Genomic DNA, 19,145 nt, shown 5'->3' on the forward strand with positions numbered 1-19,145 from the left:
GGGCAGACGACATAAATTCTTGGATGGCCGAAGGTTGCTTCGGCGTCCTGTAGTTTTACTACAAATCGTCGGCCATTTCAGCCTTTCGAATGTATATACGAGTAGTAAAACTACACAAGACAGAGCGGATTGCTCGGTCTGGCTGGTGAGCATAATCGTTAATGTTGATCTTTTGCAGACAAGAAAAGGTAGAAGTTTAATGTTGCCTGCCAAAAAATATGAATTTTCAGCTATTTATAACCTTTGTTCGACAGTTCGTCGCCGCGTGGGGTTCTTGTCGTCACCGCAATCAGTCAATTACGCGCCGATCAAGGATAGACCATGAGCCTTCCAACGCTGGCCAACTTGCCGGCCATCCTCCTGCCTTACGCCAGCCGGGCCGAGCAGTCATTTCGTGACGCAGTGGCCGCGCTGGGCGACGATCATGGCCTTTCTGCGTGGTCGCCGCAACGCTGGGCCGACTTTGCCCGTGTGTGCGCCGCCAGTGATTTCGTGATTGAACAGAGCGTTCGTGACCCTTTGATGTTGCTGGAGCTGGTGGCCTGGGGCGAGCTGGACCGCGGTTTCGCCCCCGGCGAGCTGTGTGGGCAGATTGCTGGCGCTGTGCAACAGGCTGAAACAGAAGATGAGCTGGGCCGCGTCCTGCGCCGCCAGCGTACCCGTCATCAAGTGCGCATCATCTGGCGCGACCTGACCCGTCAGGCAGACCTGGTACAAACCTGTCGCGACCTCTCCGACATGGCCGACGCCAGCATCGACCAGGCGTACCAATGGTTGTACCAGCGCCACAGCGCACAATTCGGTATCCCCACCGGCCGGCGCAGCGGTGAGCCGCAGCACATGGTCATCCTCGGCATGGGCAAGCTCGGTGCGGTGGAGCTGAACCTGTCATCGGACATCGACCTGATCTTCGCGTACCCCGAAGGCGGCGAAACGGTGGGTGTGAAGCGGGCGCTGGATAATCAGGAGTTCTTTATTCGCCTTGGTCAAAAACTGATCAAGGCCCTCGATCCGATGACCGTCGACGGTTTTGTGTTCCGCGTCGACATGCGCCTGCGTCCTTATGGCTCGTCGGGCTCGCTGGTGCTCAGCTTCAACGCGCTGGAGCAGTATTACCAGGACCAGGGGCGCGACTGGGAGCGCTACGCCATGATCAAGGCGCGGGTAGTCGCGGGCGACCAGGTGGCCGGTGCGCAGTTGCTCGACATGCTGCGACCGTTCGTCTATCGCCGTTACCTGGACTTCTCCGCCATCGAAGCGCTGCGCACCATGAAGCAGCTGATCCAGCAGGAAGTGCGGCGCAAGGGCATGGCCGACAATATCAAGCTGGGCGCGGGCGGCATCCGCGAGGTGGAGTTCATCGCCCAGGCCTTCCAGCTGATCCACGGCGGCCGCGACCTCAGCCTGCAACAACGGCCGCTGCTCAAGGTCCTTGGCACCCTTGAAGGCCAGGGCTACCTGCCGCCGGCGGTGATCGCCGAGTTGCGCGATGGCTACGAATTCCTGCGTTACACCGAACACGCGATCCAGGCGATTGCCGACCGCCAGACGCAAATGCTCCCGGACACCGAGGAAGATCAGGCGCGTATTGCCTTCATTCTGGGCTTTGATGATTGGGCGGCCTTCCATGAGCGCTTGATGTATTGGCGCGGTCGAGTGGACTGGCACTTCCGTCAGGTGATCGCCGACCCGGATGAAGAAGAGGGCGAAGAAAGCGAGTTGGTCGTGGGCGGCGAGTGGTTGCCGCTGTGGGAAGAGTCCCAGGATGAAGAGGCCGCTTGCCGTCAGTTGGCCGAAGGCGGTTTCAGTGACGCGCCCAAGGCCCTCAAGGCCTTGGCCGGCCTGCGCAGCAGCCCGCAATTGCGTGCGATGCAGCGCCTCGGTCGCGAGCGCCTGGATGCATTTATCCCGCGCCTGCTGGCCCAGGCCGTCGAGCATGCCAACCCGGACCTGGTGCTGGAGCGCGTATTGCCGCTGGTGGAAGCCGTGGCCCGTCGTTCCGCCTACCTGGTGCTGCTCACGGAAAACCCCGACGCCCTGCGCCGCCTGCTGACCCTGTGCGCCGCCAGCCCGTGGATCGCCGAGCAGATCACGCGCTTCCCGTTGCTGCTCGACGAATTGCTCAACGAAGGCCGTCTGTTCAAGCCGCCGTTGGCCCCTGAGTTGGCGGCCGAACTGCGCGAGCGCCTCACGCGCATCCCCGAGGACGACCTCGAGCAACAGATGGAAGCCCTGCGCCACTTCAAACTGGCCCACCGCCTGCGCGTTGCGGCCTCGGAAATCGCCGGCAGCCTGCCGTTGATGAAAGTCAGCGACTACCTGACCTGGCTCGCCGAGGCCATCCTCGAACAAGTGCTGGCCCTGGCCTGGCGCCAGACCGTGGCGCGCCACGGCTCGCCGCAGCGGGTGGACGGCACCCTGTGCGATCCTGGGTTCATCATTGTCGGTTATGGGAAAGTCGGCGGCATCGAACTGGGGCATGGTTCGGATCTGGACCTGGTGTTCATCCACGACGGTGACCCCCAGGCCGAAACCGATGGCGCCAAGCCGATTGATGGTGCGCAGTTCTTCACGCGCCTGGGCCAGCGCATCATTCACTTGCTGACCACCCAGACCAACTCCGGCCAGTTGTATGAAGTCGATATGCGCCTGCGTCCGTCCGGCGCCTCCGGGCTGCTGGTCAGTTCGTTGGGCGCGTTCGAGCGCTATCAGGAAAACGAAGCCTGGACCTGGGAACATCAGGCTCTGATTCGCGCGCGGGTGCTGGTGGGTAGCCAGGATGTCGGCCATGCGTTCGAGCAGGTACGGGCCAAGGTGCTGGGGCGTGAGCGCGACCTGGCGACGCTGCGCCAGGAGGTCAGCGAGATGCGCGCCAAGATGCGTGACAACCTGGGCACCAAGGGCACGGCGGCCGGTACCGGCGCCAATGCCTTCGACGCCACGGTGGCGTTCGACCTCAAGCAGGACGCCGGAGGTATCGTCGATATTGAATTTATGGTGCAATACGCGGCTTTGGCGTGGTCTGCGCAACATCCATCGTTGCTGCGCTACACCGACAATATCCGCATTCTGGAAGGTCTGGAGCAGGTGGGGTTGATGCCCGCCGCCGATGCCCATCTGCTGCGCGAGGTGTATAAGGCCTACCGTTCCGCCGCGCACCGCCAGGCGTTGCAAAACGAGGCGGGGACGGTGACCGGCGAGCAGTTTGCCGACGAACGGCGCCAGGTGATGCGAATCTGGCAGGAGCTGGGCTTGAGCTGAAACACTATTAGGGCGGGGAGGCATAAGCCTCCCCGCATCGTTTGTGGAAACTACATGAATATTTTGATCGTTGGGCCCAGTTGGGTCGGTGACATGGTGATGGCGCAGACACTGTTCCAGTGCCTGAAACAACGTCATCCCGACTGCCAGATCGACGTGCTCGCCCCCGAGTGGAGCCGACCGATCCTTGAACGCATGCCCGAAGTCCGCCAGGCCTTGAGCTTCCCGCTCGGTCATGGGGCCCTGGAGCTTGCGACCCGTCGTCGCATCGGCAAATCCCTGGCCGGCGCGTACGACCAGGCGATCCTGCTGCCCAACTCGCTGAAGTCCGCGTTGGTGCCGTTTTTTGCCGGTATTCCCAAGCGCACCGGCTGGCGCGGCGAGTTCCGCTACGTGCTGCTCAACGACGTGCGCACGCTCGACAAGACACGCTACCCGCTGATGATCGAACACTTCATGGCCCTGGCCTACGAGCCGGGTGCCGAGCTGCCCAAGCCGTATCCGCGCCCCAGCTTGCAGATCGACCCGGTGAGCCGCGATGCGGCCCTGGCCAAGTTCGGCCTGAGCCTGGACCGTCCGGTGTTGGCGCTGTGCCCGGGGGCTGAGTTTGGCGAGTCCAAGCGCTGGCCGTCGGAGCATTACGCCAAGGTCGCCGAGATGAAAATCCGCGAAGGCTGGCAGGTGTGGCTGTTTGGTTCGAAGAAGGACCATCCGGTCGGCGAGGATATTCGTCAGCGCCTGATTCCTGGCCTGCGTGAAGAAGCGGTCAACCTGAGTGGCGACACGTCCCTCGCCGAGGCTATCGACCTGCTGTCCTGCGCCGATTCGGTGGTGTCCAACGACTCCGGCCTGATGCACGTCGCCGCCGCGCTGAACCGCCCTCTGGTGGCGGTGTACGGCTCCACGTCCCCTGGCTTCACCCCGCCGCTGGCCGACAAGGTCGAAGTGGTGCGCCTGGGCCTGGAGTGCAGCCCGTGTTTTGATCGCACTTGCCGCTTCGGCCACTACAACTGCATGCGCCAGTTGCTGCCGCAGCCGGTGAACGAGGCCTTGCAGCGCTTGCAGGACTCTGCGGTCGAGGTCCGATAGTTTGCGCGTACTGGTAATCAAGACCTCATCCCTGGGCGACGTGATCCATGCGCTGCCGGCACTCACCGACGCCGCGCGGGCGATCCCCGGCATCCGGTTCGACTGGGTCGTAGAAGAAGGCTTCGCCGAGATTCCGACCTGGCACCCGGCCGTCGACAAGGTGATCCCGGTGGCGATCCGCCGCTGGCGCAAGAACCTCTGGCAGACCATCAAGAGCGGCGAGTGGCGGCGCTTCAAGCAGCAAGTCCAGTCGACCAGATACGACTTGGTGATCGACGCCCAAGGCCTGTTCAAAAGTGCCTGGCTGACCCGCTACGTGCGTGCGCCGATTGCCGGTTTCGACAAAAACTCCGCCCGTGAGCCCATCGCTGCACGCTTCTACTCGCGCCGCCTGGCCGTCGCCCGTGGGCAGCACGCGGTGGAGCGCTTGCGCCAGCTGTTTGCCGTGGCCCTCGGTTATGACCTGCCCAAAGGCTTGGGCGACTACGGTCTGAGCGTCGACAAGCTGCTCGGCCTGCCGCCGAAAAAGCCTTTCGTCCTGCTGCTGCACGGCACCACCTGGGACACCAAGCACTGGCCCGAAGCCTACTGGCGCGAACTCGCCGAGCGCATGGGTCGCCTGGGTGTGGACGTGAAGTTGCCGTGGGGCAACGCCGCCGAAAAAGCCCGCGCCGAGCGCCTGGCCCAAGGCCTGCCAAACGCCGAAGTACTGCCCAGGCTGAACCTGGCCGGCATCGCCCGCGTATTGGCCGGCGCCCGCGCCTGTGTGGCGGTGGACACCGGCCTCGGCCACCTGGCCGCCGCGCTGGATGTGCCGACCATCTCCCTGTTCGGCCCGACCAACCCCGGCCTCACCGGCGCCTACGGCAAGGGCCAGATTCACCTGGGCAGCGACTTCCCGTGCGCGCCGTGCCTGCAAAAACAATGTACCTATCAACCGACGGCCGACGACCAGCGTCGGTTCGACCTCAAGCGCGAGTCGCCCCTGTGTTTCACGCGCCTGAACCCTGAGCGTGTGGCCAGCCGACTGAGCACGTTGTTATTGGCTGAGGAGCTGCACTGATGCAACTGGCTTTCGTTTTGTACAAATACTTCCCCTTCGGCGGCTTGCAGCGCGACTTCATGCGCATCGCCCTGGAGTGCCAGCAGCGCGGCCACCAGATCCGTGTCTACACACTGATCTGGGAAGGCGACATCCCGCCCGGCTTCGAAGTGCTGGTGGCGCCGGTCAAGGCGTTCTTCAACCATCGACGCAACGAGAAACTCAGTGCCTGGATGGCTGCCGACCTGGCCAAGCGCCCGGTGGACCGCCTGATCGGGTTCAACAAAATGCCCGGCCTTGACGTGTACTACGCCGCCGACGGCTGCTTTGAAGACAAGGCGCAGAACCTGCGGCACTCGCTGTACCGCTACTTTGGCCGCTACAAGCACTTCGCCGAGTACGAGCGCGCGGTGTTTGCCAAGGATGCCAAGACCCAGGTTCTGATGATCTCCGAAGTGCAGCAGCCGCTGTTCATCAAGTATTACGACACCCCGCTGGAACGCTTCCACCTGCTGCCGCCAGGCATTGCCCAGGACCGTCGCGCACCGCCGAATGCCGCCGAAATCCGCGAAGGTTTCCGCAAGGAATTCAACCTCGCTGATGACGACCTGCTGCTGGTGCAGATCGGCTCGGGCTTCAAGACCAAGGGCGTCGACCGCAGCCTCAAGGCCGTGGCCGCGCTGCCAGCGGAGCTGAAAAAACGCACGCGCCTGTTTGTAATCGGCCAGGACGACCCCAAGGTATTCCAGCTGCAAAGCGCGACGCTGGGCCTGGGGGATAACGTGCAGTTCCTCAAGGGCCGCAGCGACATCCCGCGTTTCCTGCTGGGCGCCGACCTGTTGATCCACCCGGCGTACAACGAAAACACCGGCACCGTATTGCTCGAAGCCCTGGTCGCCGGGCTGCCGGTGCTGGTCTCGGCGGTATGTGGTTATGCCCATTACATCGCCGAAGCCGATTGCGGCCTTGTGCTGGATGAGCCATTCGAACAAACCCAGCTCAACCGCTACCTGACGCAAATGCTCAGCGACACTGCACAGCGCGCGGCCTGGGGCCGCAATGGGTTGGCCTTCGCCGAGACGGCCGACCTCTACAGCATGCCGCAGCACGCTGCGGATGTGATTCTGGCGGAGCCGAAACGATGAAGTTGATTCTTGCCGAACCGTTCAAGACGTTGTGGGCCGGGCGTGACGCCTTTGCCGAAGTCGAGAAACTGCAAGGCGAAGTATTCCGCGAACTGGCGGCGCGGCGCACATTGCGCACCGTGGTTGAGGGCCGTCCTTATTTCGTGAAGATCCACCGTGGCATCGGCTGGGGCGAGATCTTCAAGAACCTGATCACCGCCAAGCTGCCGGTGCTCGGCGCGGGCCTTGAGTGGGCGGCCATTCACCGCCTGCAGGATCTCGGCGTGCCGACCATGACCGGCGTGGCGTTCGGCGAGAAGGGCAACAATCCAGCGGATCAGCACTCGTTCATCATCACCGAAGAACTGGCGCCGACCCTCAGCCTCGAAGATCTGACCCTCGACTGGGTCGCGCAACCGCCGGCACCGGCATTGCGCCATGCGCTCACCTTTGAGCTGGCGCGCATGGTCGGCGATATGCACCGTGGCGGCGTGAACCATCGCGACTGCTACCTGTGCCACTTCCTGCTCGACACCTCGCAACCGATCGACGCCAACAACATCAAGCTGTCGGTGATCGACCTGCACCGCGCCCAATTGCGCGCGCATTTGCCGCTGCGCTGGCGCGACAAGGACCTGTCCGCGTTGTACTACTCGGCGCTGGACATCGGCCTGACCCGACGCGACAAGTTGCGCTTCCTCAAGGGCTATTTCCGCCAGCCGCTGCGCCAGGTCCTCGCCGAGCAATCGGCGTCGCTGAACCTGATGCAACGCAAGGCCGACAAGCTCTACGCACGCAAACAACGCTACGGAGATGCGATCTGATGGCGGGTTGGAACCTGGAGCCGGCCTACGCCAGCCTGGCGCATGATTTTGGCAGCCTTGAAGCGGTCTTCGCCCTGCAAGGCGAGCAACTGACCCACGACCCGCTGTCGGAAGTGATCCGCGTGGAGCGCGGTGGGGTCAATTACTACGTCAAGCGCTACACCGGCGCCGGCAAGGGCCTGCGCCGCTACCTGGGCAAGCCGCGGGTCAAGTCCGAATGGCAGAACCTCAAGCGTTTCGCCAAATGGGGCATTCCCACCGCCGACGTGGTCGCCTGGGGTCTGGAGCGCAACGGCCTGGCCTATGACCGTGGCGCGATGATCACCCGCGAATTGCCGCGCACCGAAGATTTGTCGGTGCTGGCCGAGCGCGACGATGCACGCCTGCACGATCCGAAGTGGGTCGATGCGGTGAGCCGTCAGCTCGCCGAATACACGCGCACCATGCACGATCACCGCTTCACCCATAACGACTTGAAGTGGCGCAACCTGCTGATCGACGACCAGTCGACCTTGTACCTGATCGATTGCCCCAACGGCGACTTCTGGCGCGGGTTCTGGCTCAAGTACCGCATCACCAAGGACCTGGCGTGCCTGGACAAGGTCGCCAAGTATCACTTGTCGGCCACCCAGCGCCTGCGTTTCTACATGCAGTACCGCCAGCGCCGGCACCTGAGTGCATCGGACAAGCAGCGGATTCGCCACGTGGTGAAGTTTTTTGAGGGGCGCGAATGACTGACTTCCTGGCGGCTGAAGACCGTGCGCTGCTGGAGCGCCATGGTCTCGCCACGTTTGATGCGTTGTGGGCCAAGCAACTCGATGCGGTGGACGAGCCGAACACCAGCCGTGGTGGCTGGAGCAGCGTGTTTCGCCTGGAACTCGACGGCCACGGCTACTACCTCAAGCGCCAGAGCAACTACCTGACGCGCAGCCTGCACCGGCCGTTTGGCGAGCCGAGTTTCTCCCGCGAATTCCGCAATATCAGCCGTTACCGCAAGCTCGGTATCCCGGCATTGCAGGCGGCGTTCTACGGCGAGCGCAAGGTCGCCGGTGAGCATCGTGCAATGCTGCTGACCCGCGCCCTCGACGGCTGGAATGACCTGGATTCACTGCTCGACGAGTGGCCGCAACTGAGCGACGCCCAGCACGGCGCCATCCTGCGGGCCTGCGGTCAATTGGCGCGGCATCTGCACAGCGTCGGCCAGGTGCACGGCTGTTTTTACCCCAAGCATATTTTTTTGCAGGCCACCGGCGACGGCTACGCCGCGCAGCTGATCGACCTGGAGAAGACCCGCCCGCTGCTGTTCGGCTGGCGTGATCGGGTCAAGGATCTGGAGCCGTTGCTGCGTCGCGCGCCGCAATGGTCGGATGCCCACGTGCGCCAACTGTTGGCGGCGTACCTCGATCAGCCTGAGGACAGCGCGCTGGTCGCCACTTGGTATCAGCGCCTGAATGCCCGTCGTAGCCACAAGGAAAACCGTTGATGCGTTTGTCCGAGCTGAAAACCGCCGGCCGTACCCCCGACTTGCCACTGACCCTTGAGCTGGCCGACGCGGCGGGCCCCGGCCAACTGCAACTGCTGAGCCTGTTACGCGTGTTGCCGGGCGAGCGCTATGTGGGCGCGGCGGTTTGGCGCGGGCGTCCGGTACTGGCCAAGTTGCTGGTGGGTAGCAAGGCGGCGCGGCATTTTCAGCGCGAACTCAACGGCGTGCGCCTGCTCGCCGCACAAGGCCTGACCACGCCGCCGTTGCTCGCCGACGGTTTGCAGGAAGGTGAGGGCGGCTGGCTGCTCTTTGAGTTCATCGACGGCGCCGAAAGCCTGGCCGATGCCTGGCAGGCCGTCGAAGACCTGCCACCGTTGGCCGATGAACAAACCGCGGTCCTCGCCGAAGCCCTGGGCGCGATTGCGCAGATGCACGCCAAGGGCCTGTGGCAGGAAGATCTGCACCTGGACAACCTGCTGCGCCAGGACGGCAAACTGTATTTGATCGATGGCGCCGGGATTCGCGTGCAAGAGGCTGGCAAGCCGCTGTCGCGTGACCGCGTGCTGGAAAACCTCGGGGTATTTTTCGCCCAGTTGCCGAAAAACCTCGAGCCGTTCACCGAAGAGTTGTTGGTGTATTACCTGCTGAGCAACGGTGAGCACGCCTTGCCGCTGCAAGCCCTGGAAAAACAGGTGCGCAAGGTCAGTGCCTGGCGCCTGAAGGATTTCCTCAACAAGGTCGGCCGCGAGTGCACCCTGTTCAGCGTGCTGCGTGGGCCGTTTGCCTTGCGGGCGATCCGTCGCGAAGAAGAGGCCGCGATGCTGCCGGTGCTGGACCAGGCCGACGCGTTGCTCGACAGGGGTCACCTCTTCAAGACCGGAGGCGCGGCCACCGTGGCCAAGGTCGACGTGGCGGGCCGCCCGCTGGTGATCAAGCGCTACAACATCAAGGGTTTCGTCCATTGGCTCAAGCGCTTCTGGCGCCCGAGCCGCGCGTGGCACTCCTGGCGCGAAGGCAATCGCCTGGCGTTCCTCGGCATCGCCACACCCAAACCGCTGGCGGTGTTGGAGAAGCGCTTTTTCTGGCTGCGCAGCCGCGCTTACCTGATCACCGAGCACCTGCCGGGCCCGGACATCATCGAGCGTTTTGCGCCCTATGTTGAACGCGGTGACGCCCCGGAAAGTGAGTTGCTGGCCCTGGATCATTTATTCGCCGAACTGATCCGCGAGCGCATCAGTCACGGTGATTTCAAGGGGCACAACCTGTTCTGGGATAAGGGGCGCTGGTCGCTGATCGACCTCGATGCAATGCGCCAACACAGCAGCAATGCCAGCTTCGCCCCGGCCTACGCCAAGGACCGCGCGCGGTTTATGCGCAACTGGGCGCCGGAGAGTGCGCTGTACAAACTCATCGACCAGCGCTTGCCAGTGCAGGTCTGATCGCGCTCAAAAGGTGGAAGCAGATCAATGTGGGAGCGGGCTTGCCCGCGAAGGCGGCGTGTCAGCTTGCACATCAGTGCCTGATGCAACGCTATCGCAGGCAAGCCAGCTCCCACACATGCCAGACCTGCGTCCTGCCGCAAGTTCTTGATACCCAGCCGAACGGCGACAGCCCAGCAACACCAATCAACTGTGGGAGCGGGCTTGCCCGCGAAGGCGGCGTGTCAGTTTGCACATCAGCGCCTGATGCACCGCTATCGCAGGCAAGCCAGCTCCCACACACGCCAGACCTGCGTCCTGCCGCAAGTTCTTGATACCCAGCCGAACGGCGACAGCCCAGCAACACCAATCAACTGTGGGAGCGGGCTTGCCCGCGAAGACGGCGTGTCAGTTTGCACATCAGTGCCTGATACCTGCGTCCTGCCGTAAGTTCTTGATACCCAGCCGAACGGCGACAGCCCTGCAACACCAATCGACTGTGGGAGCGGGCTTGCCCGCGAAGGCGGCGTGTCAGTTTGCACATCAGTGCCTGATGCAACGCTATCGCAGGCAAGCCAGCTCCCACACACGCCAGACCTGCGTCCTGCCGCAAGTTCTTGATACCCAGCCGAACGGCGACAGCCCAGCAACACCAATCAACTGTGGGAGCGGGCTTGCCCGCGAAGGCGGCGTGTCAGTTTGCACGTCAGTGCCTGATACACCGCCTTCGCAGGCAAGCCAGCTCCCACACATGCCAGACCTGCGTCCTGCCGCAAGTTCTTGATACCCAGCCGAACGGCGACAGCCCAGCAACACCAATCAACTGTGGGAGCGGGCTTGCCCGCGAAGGCGGCGTGTCAGTTTGCACATCAGCGCCTGATGCAACGCTATCGCAGGCAAGCCAGCTCCCACACAAGCCAGACCTGCGTCCTGCCGCAAGTTCTTGATACCCAGCCGAACGGCGACAGCCCAGCAACACCAATCAACTGTGGGAGCGGGCTTGCCCGCGAAGACGGCGTGTCAGTTTGCACATCAGTGCCTGATACCTGCGTCCTGCCGCAAGTTCTTGATACCCAGCCGAACGGCGACAGCCCAGTAACACCAATCAACTGTGGGAGCGGGCTTGCCCGCGAAGGCGGCGTGTCAGTTTGCACATCAGTGCCTGATGCACCGCTATCGCAGGCAAGCCAGCTCCCACACATGCCAGACCTGCGTCCTGCCGCAAGTTCTTGATACCCAGCCGAACGGCGACAGCCCAGCAACACCAATCAACTGTGGGAGCGGGCTTGCCCGCGAAGGCGGCGTGTCAGCTTGCACATCAGTGCCTGATGCAACGCTATCGCAGGCAAGCCAGCTCCCACATAAGCCAGCTTCCACATTTGATTTTTGGCGGTTTTAGAATTGGTATTCGGCGCCGGCACCGGCGTACCACGAGCGGCCGGGGGCGGCTTCGTAGTAGCGGTTGTTGCTGTCGCCGACGATCACCGAGCCGACGTACTGACGGTCCAGCAGGTTGTCCAGGCGCAGGGTCTGGTGGAAGGTCCAGTGTTCGACCTTCTGCTCGAAGCGCGCACGCCAGTTGAACACGCTGTAGGCCGGTGCGGCGCGCTCGCTGTTGGTGTCTTCGACATAGACCTTGCTGCGGTACAGGCCTTCGATGGCGGTGCTGACCCAGTCGCGGGGCTTCCAGTTGAGTTCGGCGAACAGGGTGGTTTGGGGCACGCCGGGGAGGTAGTTGCCCTTTTCAATAGCCTTTGCGTTGTTGGTGAAGTCACTGTCGTAGGTGGCTTGCAGGCGGGTGTAGGCGAGGTTGGTGCTCCACTGTTCGCTGAGCTGGCTTTCAATGCCCAGTTCGAAGCCGCGGCGCAGGGTGCGGCCGGCGTTTTGATAAGTACTGCGACCGCCGTTGGATTCGCTGACCACCAATTCGTCTTCAGTGGTGATTTGGAAGACTGCCGCATTGACGCGAGTATCCTGGCCGACGCGGGCTTTCAAACCCACTTCATATTGCGTGCTGACCGATGGCTTGAGCGCGAAGTTGAAACCGTTTGAGCTGTTGGAGTACGCCGATTCAGCCTGGGTCGGGGTTTCGAAACCTTTCCCTGCGCTGACGTAGCCATGCAAGTCCGACGTGAACGCATACATCACGCTGACCGACGGGGTGTTCTTCTGGTAGGTCTTGCTGCCGCTGTCGTCGCCGTCTTTGTCGGTGATGAAGTGATCGTCCACGTCCATCTTCATGGTGCTGTGGCGCAGCCCGGCTTGCAGGGTCCAGTCGCCGAGCAGCCAGTTGGCCTGCACGAACGGGTCGATGCTGGTGGCGGTGTCGATTTCGTCGCGGCCCAAGGCGCCTTTCACGCCGTGCACACCGTTGATGGTGTTGGAGTAACCTTGGCGATCATCTTCGCTACGGTCGTAGTCGAGGCCTGCGATCAGGGTCAGGTCGCCGGGAGCGCTGGTGATCGGTTGCAGCCAGTGGATCGAGCCGCCGTAGAACTTGCGGTCGAAGGCCACCACGCCGCCGCGCTTGTCTGAATCGGTACCACCCCGAATCGACAAATACTGAATCACACTCCGCCGTCCCGTATACGCATTCACCTGCAACGTCGCATCACCGAAATAACGTTCGTAGTTTGTACCCAACTGCTGATGGTCGATGCTTTTACGTGTGTTGTATTGCAAGGCTACGGGGTCTACCGAACGAGGGTCTGCTTTATACGCCGCCCACTTTTGCCCCAGCGGATCCTGTGTACCATCCTGCTCCAAACTGCTGTAGATCAGCGCCAACTTGCTGTCGTCATCCGGCTGGAAATTGAGCTTGGCGAACGTCTGGTCACGCCGTGCGCTGCTGTGGTCGCGGTAGCCGTCGGTGTCCATGCGCGAGGCGTCGAGGACAAAACCGGCGCCGTTGGCCGCGCCTTCGGCGCTCAGGTGGTTTTTGCTCAGGCCGTCGCTGCCCACCAGGGTCTCGGCGCCGATGCGCGGCGGGCCTTCGCCGTTGCGGGAGAACATCTGGATCACGCCACCGGCGTTGCTGCCGTACAGGGTGGCCGCGGGGCCGCGCAGCACTTCGATGCGCTCGGCGGTGTCGAGGTTGAACGTAGCGGCCTGGCCCTGGCCGTCCGGGGTGCTGGCGGGGATGCCGTCGGCGATCAGCTTGAGGCCGCGGACTCCGAACGCCGAGCGGGCGCCGAAGCCACGGGAGGAAATCTGCAGGTCCTGGGCATAGTTCTGGCGGTTCTGCACCACCAGGCCGGGTACGCGGGAGAGGGCTTCGGAAGCGTTGATGCCGAGCTGGCCGTCACTGATCTGCTCGCGGCTGATGGCGTCCACCGAATACGGCAGGTCAAACGTCGGGCTGGCGCTGCGTGAGCCGGTGACGACGCTGGGGTCGAGGACCAGTGGCAAATCGTCGCCCATCGCGAGGCCGCAAAAACCGAGCAAGCCGGCAATAAGAGGGAGGTGAGCAGGACCAGCAATTTTCATCAGATAACCAGGCAGAGTGCGGCAAACGCGGGATTCTAGCGATTCTTTCACTGTTTAACGAATCCTCTGGCTGCGCCTTTGGCTACGTCTGACCTGACTCTAGACGCAATCCTACAGACTGCCCCCATCAGCTTGGCGCTTGCCGCTAACAGCTCCCCACTGGTTTTAAGCTATAATCCCGCCCTTTAGCTGTTTCCTGCCCAGGCGGGAAGCACACTTTTTCGCGGCGTAACCCGCCTGCATGCAGACTAAAAGAGGCTAGACCCCTGTGGCATTGACGATTCTTGGCCTGTCCGGCGCCCTTAGCCATGATCCTTCCGCAGCCCTGTATATCGACGGCAAGCTGATCGCGGCCGCCGAAGAAGAGCGCTTCGTACGCGACAAACATGCAAAGAACCGCATGCCCTACGAATCGGCGAAGTTCTGCCTGGAACAAGCCGGTATCAAGCCCTCCGACGTTGACGTAGTGGCGATCCCGTTCGCCCCGATCAGCCTGTTCGGCGAGGCGCGCTGGCACTACGCCAAGCGTTACTGGTACGCCCCGGACCGCGCCCTCGACGCGATCCTGATGGGCAACCGTCGCTACAAGCGCTATCGCAACAAGATCGTCTGGTGCCTGGAGCAACTGGGCTTCGATCCGAAGAAAATCAAGATCGAGCCGGTTGAACACCACCTGGCCCACGCTTCCAGCGCCTACCACTGCTCCGGCTTCCAGGAGAAAACCGCGATCCTCGGCATCGACGGTAAAGGTGAGTACGCCACCACGTTCTTCGGTTATGGCGAGAACGGCAAGATCCACAAGATCAAGGAGTTCTACGATCCAGACTCCCTCGGCGGCCTGTACGGCGCGATCACCGAATTCCTCGGTTTCGAGATGCTCGACGGCGAGTTCAAGGTCATGGGCATGGCGCCGTACGGCGACGCCAGCAAATACGATTTCTCGCGCCTGGCCTCGTTTGAAAACGGCGAACTGGTGATCAACACCGACTACGCCAACGTCATCGGCCTGCGTCGCTACAAAGAGAAGGGCAAGGGTTTCTACTTCTCGCCGAAACTGATCGAGTGGCTGGGCCCGAAACGCGAAGGCGACATCGCCGACGAGCCGTACATTCACTACGCCGCCAGCATGCAAGCACTGTTCGAAAAGCTGGCCTTGCAGATGATCGACCACTACCTGGGCGACATCCTCAAGGACACCGGCAAGCTGGCCTTCGCCGGCGGTTGCGCGCTGAACGTCAAGCTGAACCAGAAGATCATTGCCCGCGACGACGTGAAAGAGCTGTTCGTGCAGCCGGCGTCCGGCGATGCCGGTACTGCGGTGGGCGCGGCGGCCTACGTGTCCCACGCCCGGGGTGTACCCGTGGAGAAGATGGAACACGTCTACCTCGGCCCGTCCTACAGCAACGAAGACGTGATCGCGGCGTGCGCCAAGCACGCGAGCAAGCCGGTATGGCGCAAGATCGAGAACATGCCTAAACGCATCGCCAAGATCATGGTCGACGGCAACCCGGTGGCCTGGTTCCAGGGCCGCATGGAGTTTGGCCCGCGTGCCCTTGGCGGTCGTTCGATCATCGGTTGCCCAAGCGCCACCGGCGTGGCTGACCGTATCAACCACCAGATCAAGTTCCGCGAGCGCTGGAGGCCTTTCTGCCCGTCGATGCTCGACACCGTGGCCCCGCAGATGATCAAGGTCGATCACCCGGCGCCGTTCATGACCTTCACCTTTGAAGTGTCGGAAGAGTGGAAGACCCGCGTGCCGGAAGTGGTCCATGAAGATGGCACTTCCCGCGCCCAGGTGCTCAAGCGCGAATACAACCCGCGCTACTACGACATGATGAAAGAGCTGGAAGTGCTGACCGGCAACGGCGTGTCGCTGAACACCTCGCTCAACCGTCGTGGCGAAGCGATGATCTGCTCGCCGAAAGACGCGCTGGACATGTTCTTCGGGTCCGACCTGCAGTACCTGATCATGGAAGACATCCTGGTGGTCAAGGACGGCGTGGACCCTTATGACTCGCTCGGCTGATCGCCACGTCCTGCAGTTCTGCCACGGCTATGACGGGCCGTTCCTGGACTGCGCGCGGCAGTACGCCAGTTTGTTCGCAGGCTCCGGCTACAAGGTGACCACGGTGTTTCTCACCGGGGTCGCCGACCCTGAGGTCGCGGCCGGTTGCGCCTCTGATGAAGTGTTGTTCATGGAGTTCAGCTCCAAGGCCATTCGTGGCTTGAAGCTGGGCGCCATCGCCGAGATGCGCAAGATTGCCGCATCGCGCAATTTCAGTTTCTGTATTGCGCACCGTGCCAAGCCGATCTACGTCGCCTTGCTCGCGACGCGTTTGCAGGTGATCGGCGTGCATCACGCCTTTGGTGACTACCAACGTCGTGGCCGCCGCCTGTTCGCTTCGATTTTCCGCAAGCGCCTGAGCTTGCTGGGTGTCTCCGACGCCGTGCGCGACGACATCCGCCGTTGCCTGCCGAACTGGCCGGCGGCGCGCATCCAGACCTTGTACAACCGCATCGATGTCGAGGCCATGCAGGCTCTGCAAGTCTCGAGGGACGAGGCGCGGGACGCCCTCGGGCTCTCGCCGGATGAGTGGGTGGTCGGCAACGTCGGCCGCCTGCACCCGGACAAGGACCAGGCCACGCTGCTCAAGGGCTTCGCCCTGGCCTTGCCTCGGTTGCCCGCCGAAAGCCGCCTGGCGATCCTCGGCACCGGCCGCCTGGAGCAGGACCTCAAGGAGCTGGCGCGTGAACTGGGGATTGCCGACAAGGTCCTGTTCCTCGGCCAGGTGCCGGATGCGCGTCGCTATTTCCGCGGGTTTGACGTGTTTGCCCTGAGCTCCGACCACGAGCCGTTCGGCATGGTGCTGCTTGAAGCCATGGCCGCCGGCGTACCGTTGCTGGCCACTGCTTGCGGCGGCGCCAAGGAAGTGGTCGAAGGCGTGGGCATCCTGTTCCCATTCGGCGACGCCGAGCACCTGGCCCAAGGCCTGGGGCACCTGGCCGCGATGGATCAACACCAGCGACGCCAGTGCGCCGAGCTGATGCTGGAGCGTCTGCACGCGCGCTTCTCGGATCAGGCGGTACGCACTGCTTTCTGGCAACTGCCACACGTTATTGAACTGACCGCGAGGGCTTGATGCTCAATCGATTCCAAGGCTGGCGCGAGCGCGGCTGGACCGTCGTCGATGCACCGGCCTACAGCCAGGCCTGGCAGCGTTTTGGCGGCAGCGTCGCGACGCATCCGCAAGTGATCGAACGCCTGGCCGGGCTGGCGGCTATTCCGGTGCGCTACCTGGCCTGGGAACAGGCCGGTGAACTCAAGGCGTGCATTGCCACCTGGGGCCGCGACTTGGCCTTGTCCAAGGACGTGCTCAAGCGCAGCGGCAAGAAAGGCCTGTTCGACCTGGGCAATGCCGAGATCATCCTGCCGGCCGCTGCCGATGCGCAGGCGCCACTGCGCCAGCGTGGGCGTTACCTGTCGGGCCTCAATGAAGGCCGTTTCACTGGGCTCAAGCCCCAGGCCGAGCAGTTGGCCATGGCACGCACGCCCGAAGATTTGTCGAAGAAATTCCGCTACAACCAGCGCCGCGAACTGCGCCTGCTGGAAGAGGCGGGCGGGGTGGTACGGCCGGTCAGCGAGTTTTCCAGCACTGAGCTGGCGTCGATCTACTGCGACCTGTTCCTGCGTCGCTGGGGCTTTGTCGCAACGGGGGCCGAGCGGCTGGCCGAGGTGATCGAGTTGCTGCGCGAGTGGTTGATCGGTTCGGTGATCTTCCTCAACGATGCGCCTATCGCGATCCAGTTGGTGTACCGGGTCGAGTCGCCAGAGTGGATCAGCGTGGAGTACGTCAACGGCGGGGTCGACCCTGAGACCCGTGCCTTCAGCCCCGGCAGCGTGTTGAGCTTTCTCAACACCCAGAGCGCCTGGGAACAGGCCCGCGAAGTCGGCAAGCCGCTGCGCTTTTCGTTTGGGCGTGCCGACCGCGAGTACAAGGACCGCTGGTGCAACCCTGTGCAGGTGTTCAGCTCATGACTCGCAAGCAGCAATTGCTCAAGCGCCATCGGCGCAACAAGCGCATGGCGCTGTTGATTGGTGTGTTGCTGCTGGTGCTGATCGGCATCCTGGTGGCCTGGTGGTTGCCGTTGCTGTTGGCCGTGCTGGCCTGGATCGCTCACGAAGCGTGGTTTGCCGACCACCTGTTTTATGCTCCCAACGAAGACTATCAATACCGCTTCTCGGCCGATGCCGAGTTATCCGGCGTGCGCCTGGAGAACGGGCGCTTGTTGCTCGATCAACCGGTCGCCGCAGACGCCACGCTGGTGCTGGCGATCACAGTCAAAAGCACCTGGCTGGGACGCTTTCTCGACCCGAACATTGCCCTGGGTGACGACCGCCAAACCTTTGAGCGTGGGGTCAACGGCGTGCGTTATCTCAACCTCAGCGGTTTGGCGCTGGATCAGTTGCAGCTGCGCGGTCGCCATTGTCGCCTGCTCGGCACACCGCGGCTGTGGGCCTGGACCCAGCCGGATTACAGCGCCCAGCGCGTGATGGTCATCGCGCCCCACGCCGACGATGCCGAACTGGCCGCTTTCGGGCTCTACAGCCAGGCCGAAAAGCCGTGGATCGTTACCCTTACGGCGGGCGAAATCGAAGCCGAACACTATCAGCAGATGGGCCTGGACACGGTCGAAGCCGCGCGCATCAAGGGCCGCCTGCGCGCCTGGGACAGCATCGCCGTGCCGCTATGGGCGGGCGTACCCCAGGCACACTGCGTGCAACTGGGTTATTTCTGCCTGCAATTGCAAGCCATGCAGGCCGCGCCAGCCCAGCCCTTCGCCTCCCGTGAAGCCGAACTGAGCGATGTGCGGCCGTTTCGCCAGTTCAATCCGTTCCCGCTGCCGTCGGATAGCGACGGCTTGCCGACCTGGAATAACCTGCTGGCCGATCTGCGCGCGGTGCTGTTGATGGCGCGCCCTGAAGTGATCGTGCTGCCGTACTCGGCGCTGGACCCGCACCCCGATCATATCTGCGCGCAGAGCGCCGTCATGCAGGCCTTGCAAGGCCTGGAGTGGCAGCCAACCACGCTGCTGGGCTACGCCAATCATCTGCATGACAATGACCGCTGGCCCATGGGCGACGCTGGCAGTGGCATAGCCTTGCCGCCGCTGTTCGATGCAACCCAGGAGCTGCATCCGTGCAGCCTGCCGCTGACGTTGGCGCAACAGCGCGACAAGGCCATGGCACTGGGCATGATGCACGACCTGCAACCCGCGCCACCCTTCAAGCGGCGTGTCCGGCGCTTGTTGCAGCGTGTACTGGCCGGGCGCGCGCGTTCGCCTTACGGGGAGAACGAGTTTTTCCGCAAGGCGGTGCGGCGACATGAGTTGTTCTGGCGTTTGTGACCTGTGAAAGGA

General features: G+C 63.0%; 13 protein-coding genes. 12 read left to right on the forward strand and 1 reads right to left on the reverse strand.

Translation table 11 applies throughout. The features are described from left to right. The first annotated feature begins 321 nt into the window (after positions 1 to 321). From glnE to AC3ISR_RS02355, 8 genes are read left to right on the forward strand one after another with little or no spacing between them, the layout of a single operon-like run. Complete coding sequence (gene glnE / locus AC3ISR_RS02320; protein ID WP_463983866.1) at positions 322 to 3,261, forward strand: bifunctional [glutamate--ammonia ligase]-adenylyl-L-tyrosine phosphorylase/[glutamate--ammonia-ligase] adenylyltransferase; 2,940 nt, start codon at positions 322 to 324, stop codon at positions 3,259 to 3,261. 54 nt (positions 3,262 to 3,315) lie between these two features. Beyond that, positions 3,316 to 4,350, forward strand: coding sequence for a lipopolysaccharide heptosyltransferase II (gene waaF / locus AC3ISR_RS02325; RefSeq protein ID WP_489324563.1), 1,035 nt, complete (start codon positions 3,316 to 3,318; stop codon positions 4,348 to 4,350). A gap of 1 nt (position 4,351) precedes the next feature. Next, positions 4,352 to 5,413, forward strand: coding sequence for a lipopolysaccharide heptosyltransferase I (gene waaC / locus AC3ISR_RS02330; protein ID WP_192298293.1), 1,062 nt, complete (start codon positions 4,352 to 4,354; stop codon positions 5,411 to 5,413). Further along, positions 5,413 to 6,537: a glycosyltransferase family 4 protein gene (locus AC3ISR_RS02335; protein ID WP_192298292.1), complete on the forward strand. Its 1,125-nt coding sequence runs from the start codon at positions 5,413 to 5,415 to the stop codon at positions 6,535 to 6,537. The genes waaC and AC3ISR_RS02335 overlap by 1 nt, the downstream gene beginning before the upstream one ends. Continuing rightward, on the forward strand, positions 6,534 to 7,340 hold the full coding sequence (gene rfaP / locus AC3ISR_RS02340; RefSeq protein ID WP_192298291.1) for a lipopolysaccharide core heptose(I) kinase RfaP: 807 nt from the start codon (positions 6,534 to 6,536) through the stop codon (positions 7,338 to 7,340). The genes AC3ISR_RS02335 and rfaP overlap by 4 nt, the downstream gene beginning before the upstream one ends. Beyond that, the gene (locus tag AC3ISR_RS02345; RefSeq protein WP_192298290.1) at positions 7,340 to 8,074 is read left to right on the forward strand and encodes a lipopolysaccharide kinase InaA family protein; all 735 of its coding nucleotides are present in this window, start codon (positions 7,340 to 7,342) and stop codon (positions 8,072 to 8,074) included. Before rfaP ends, AC3ISR_RS02345 begins: the two co-directional genes overlap by 1 nt. Continuing rightward, on the forward strand, positions 8,071 to 8,823 hold the full coding sequence (locus AC3ISR_RS02350) for a lipopolysaccharide kinase InaA family protein (RefSeq protein ID WP_192298289.1): 753 nt from the start codon (positions 8,071 to 8,073) through the stop codon (positions 8,821 to 8,823). Before AC3ISR_RS02345 ends, AC3ISR_RS02350 begins: the two co-directional genes overlap by 4 nt. Further along, positions 8,823 to 10,262 (forward strand): lipopolysaccharide kinase InaA family protein, encoded by a 1,440-nt coding sequence (locus AC3ISR_RS02355; protein WP_463983867.1) that lies wholly within the window; start codon positions 8,823 to 8,825, stop codon positions 10,260 to 10,262. The genes AC3ISR_RS02350 and AC3ISR_RS02355 overlap by 1 nt, the downstream gene beginning before the upstream one ends. Before the next feature lie 1,374 nt (positions 10,263 to 11,636). Here the strand turns inward: AC3ISR_RS02355 and AC3ISR_RS02360 are convergent. Then, positions 11,637 to 13,727 carry a TonB-dependent receptor family protein gene (locus AC3ISR_RS02360; RefSeq protein ID WP_463984676.1) on the reverse strand — a complete coding sequence of 697 codons (2,091 nt, stop codon included), beginning with the start codon at positions 13,725 to 13,727 and terminating at the stop codon, positions 11,637 to 11,639. Between the two features lie 268 nt (positions 13,728 to 13,995). Here AC3ISR_RS02360 and AC3ISR_RS02365 point away from each other — a divergent pair, with 268 nt between their 5' ends. Genes AC3ISR_RS02365 through AC3ISR_RS02380 form a run of 4 tightly spaced genes read left to right on the forward strand, consistent with a single transcriptional unit; the run spans position 13,996 to position 19,133 of the window. Beyond that, complete coding sequence (locus AC3ISR_RS02365) at positions 13,996 to 15,753, forward strand: carbamoyltransferase family protein (protein WP_192298286.1); 1,758 nt, start codon at positions 13,996 to 13,998, stop codon at positions 15,751 to 15,753. Then, positions 15,737 to 16,867 (forward strand): glycosyltransferase, encoded by a 1,131-nt coding sequence (locus AC3ISR_RS02370; RefSeq protein WP_463984677.1) that lies wholly within the window; start codon positions 15,737 to 15,739, stop codon positions 16,865 to 16,867. The genes AC3ISR_RS02365 and AC3ISR_RS02370 overlap by 17 nt, the downstream gene beginning before the upstream one ends. Continuing rightward, positions 16,867 to 17,763 carry an antimicrobial resistance protein Mig-14 gene (locus AC3ISR_RS02375; protein ID WP_192298284.1) on the forward strand — a complete coding sequence of 299 codons (897 nt, stop codon included), beginning with the start codon at positions 16,867 to 16,869 and terminating at the stop codon, positions 17,761 to 17,763. The genes AC3ISR_RS02370 and AC3ISR_RS02375 overlap by 1 nt, the downstream gene beginning before the upstream one ends. After that, on the forward strand, positions 17,760 to 19,133 hold the full coding sequence (locus AC3ISR_RS02380) for a PIG-L family deacetylase (RefSeq protein ID WP_463984678.1): 1,374 nt from the start codon (positions 17,760 to 17,762) through the stop codon (positions 19,131 to 19,133). The genes AC3ISR_RS02375 and AC3ISR_RS02380 overlap by 4 nt, the downstream gene beginning before the upstream one ends. The last annotated feature ends 12 nt before the right edge of the window (positions 19,134 to 19,145 follow it).

It is taken from the genome of Pseudomonas sp. GL_117 (assembly GCF_057835125.1).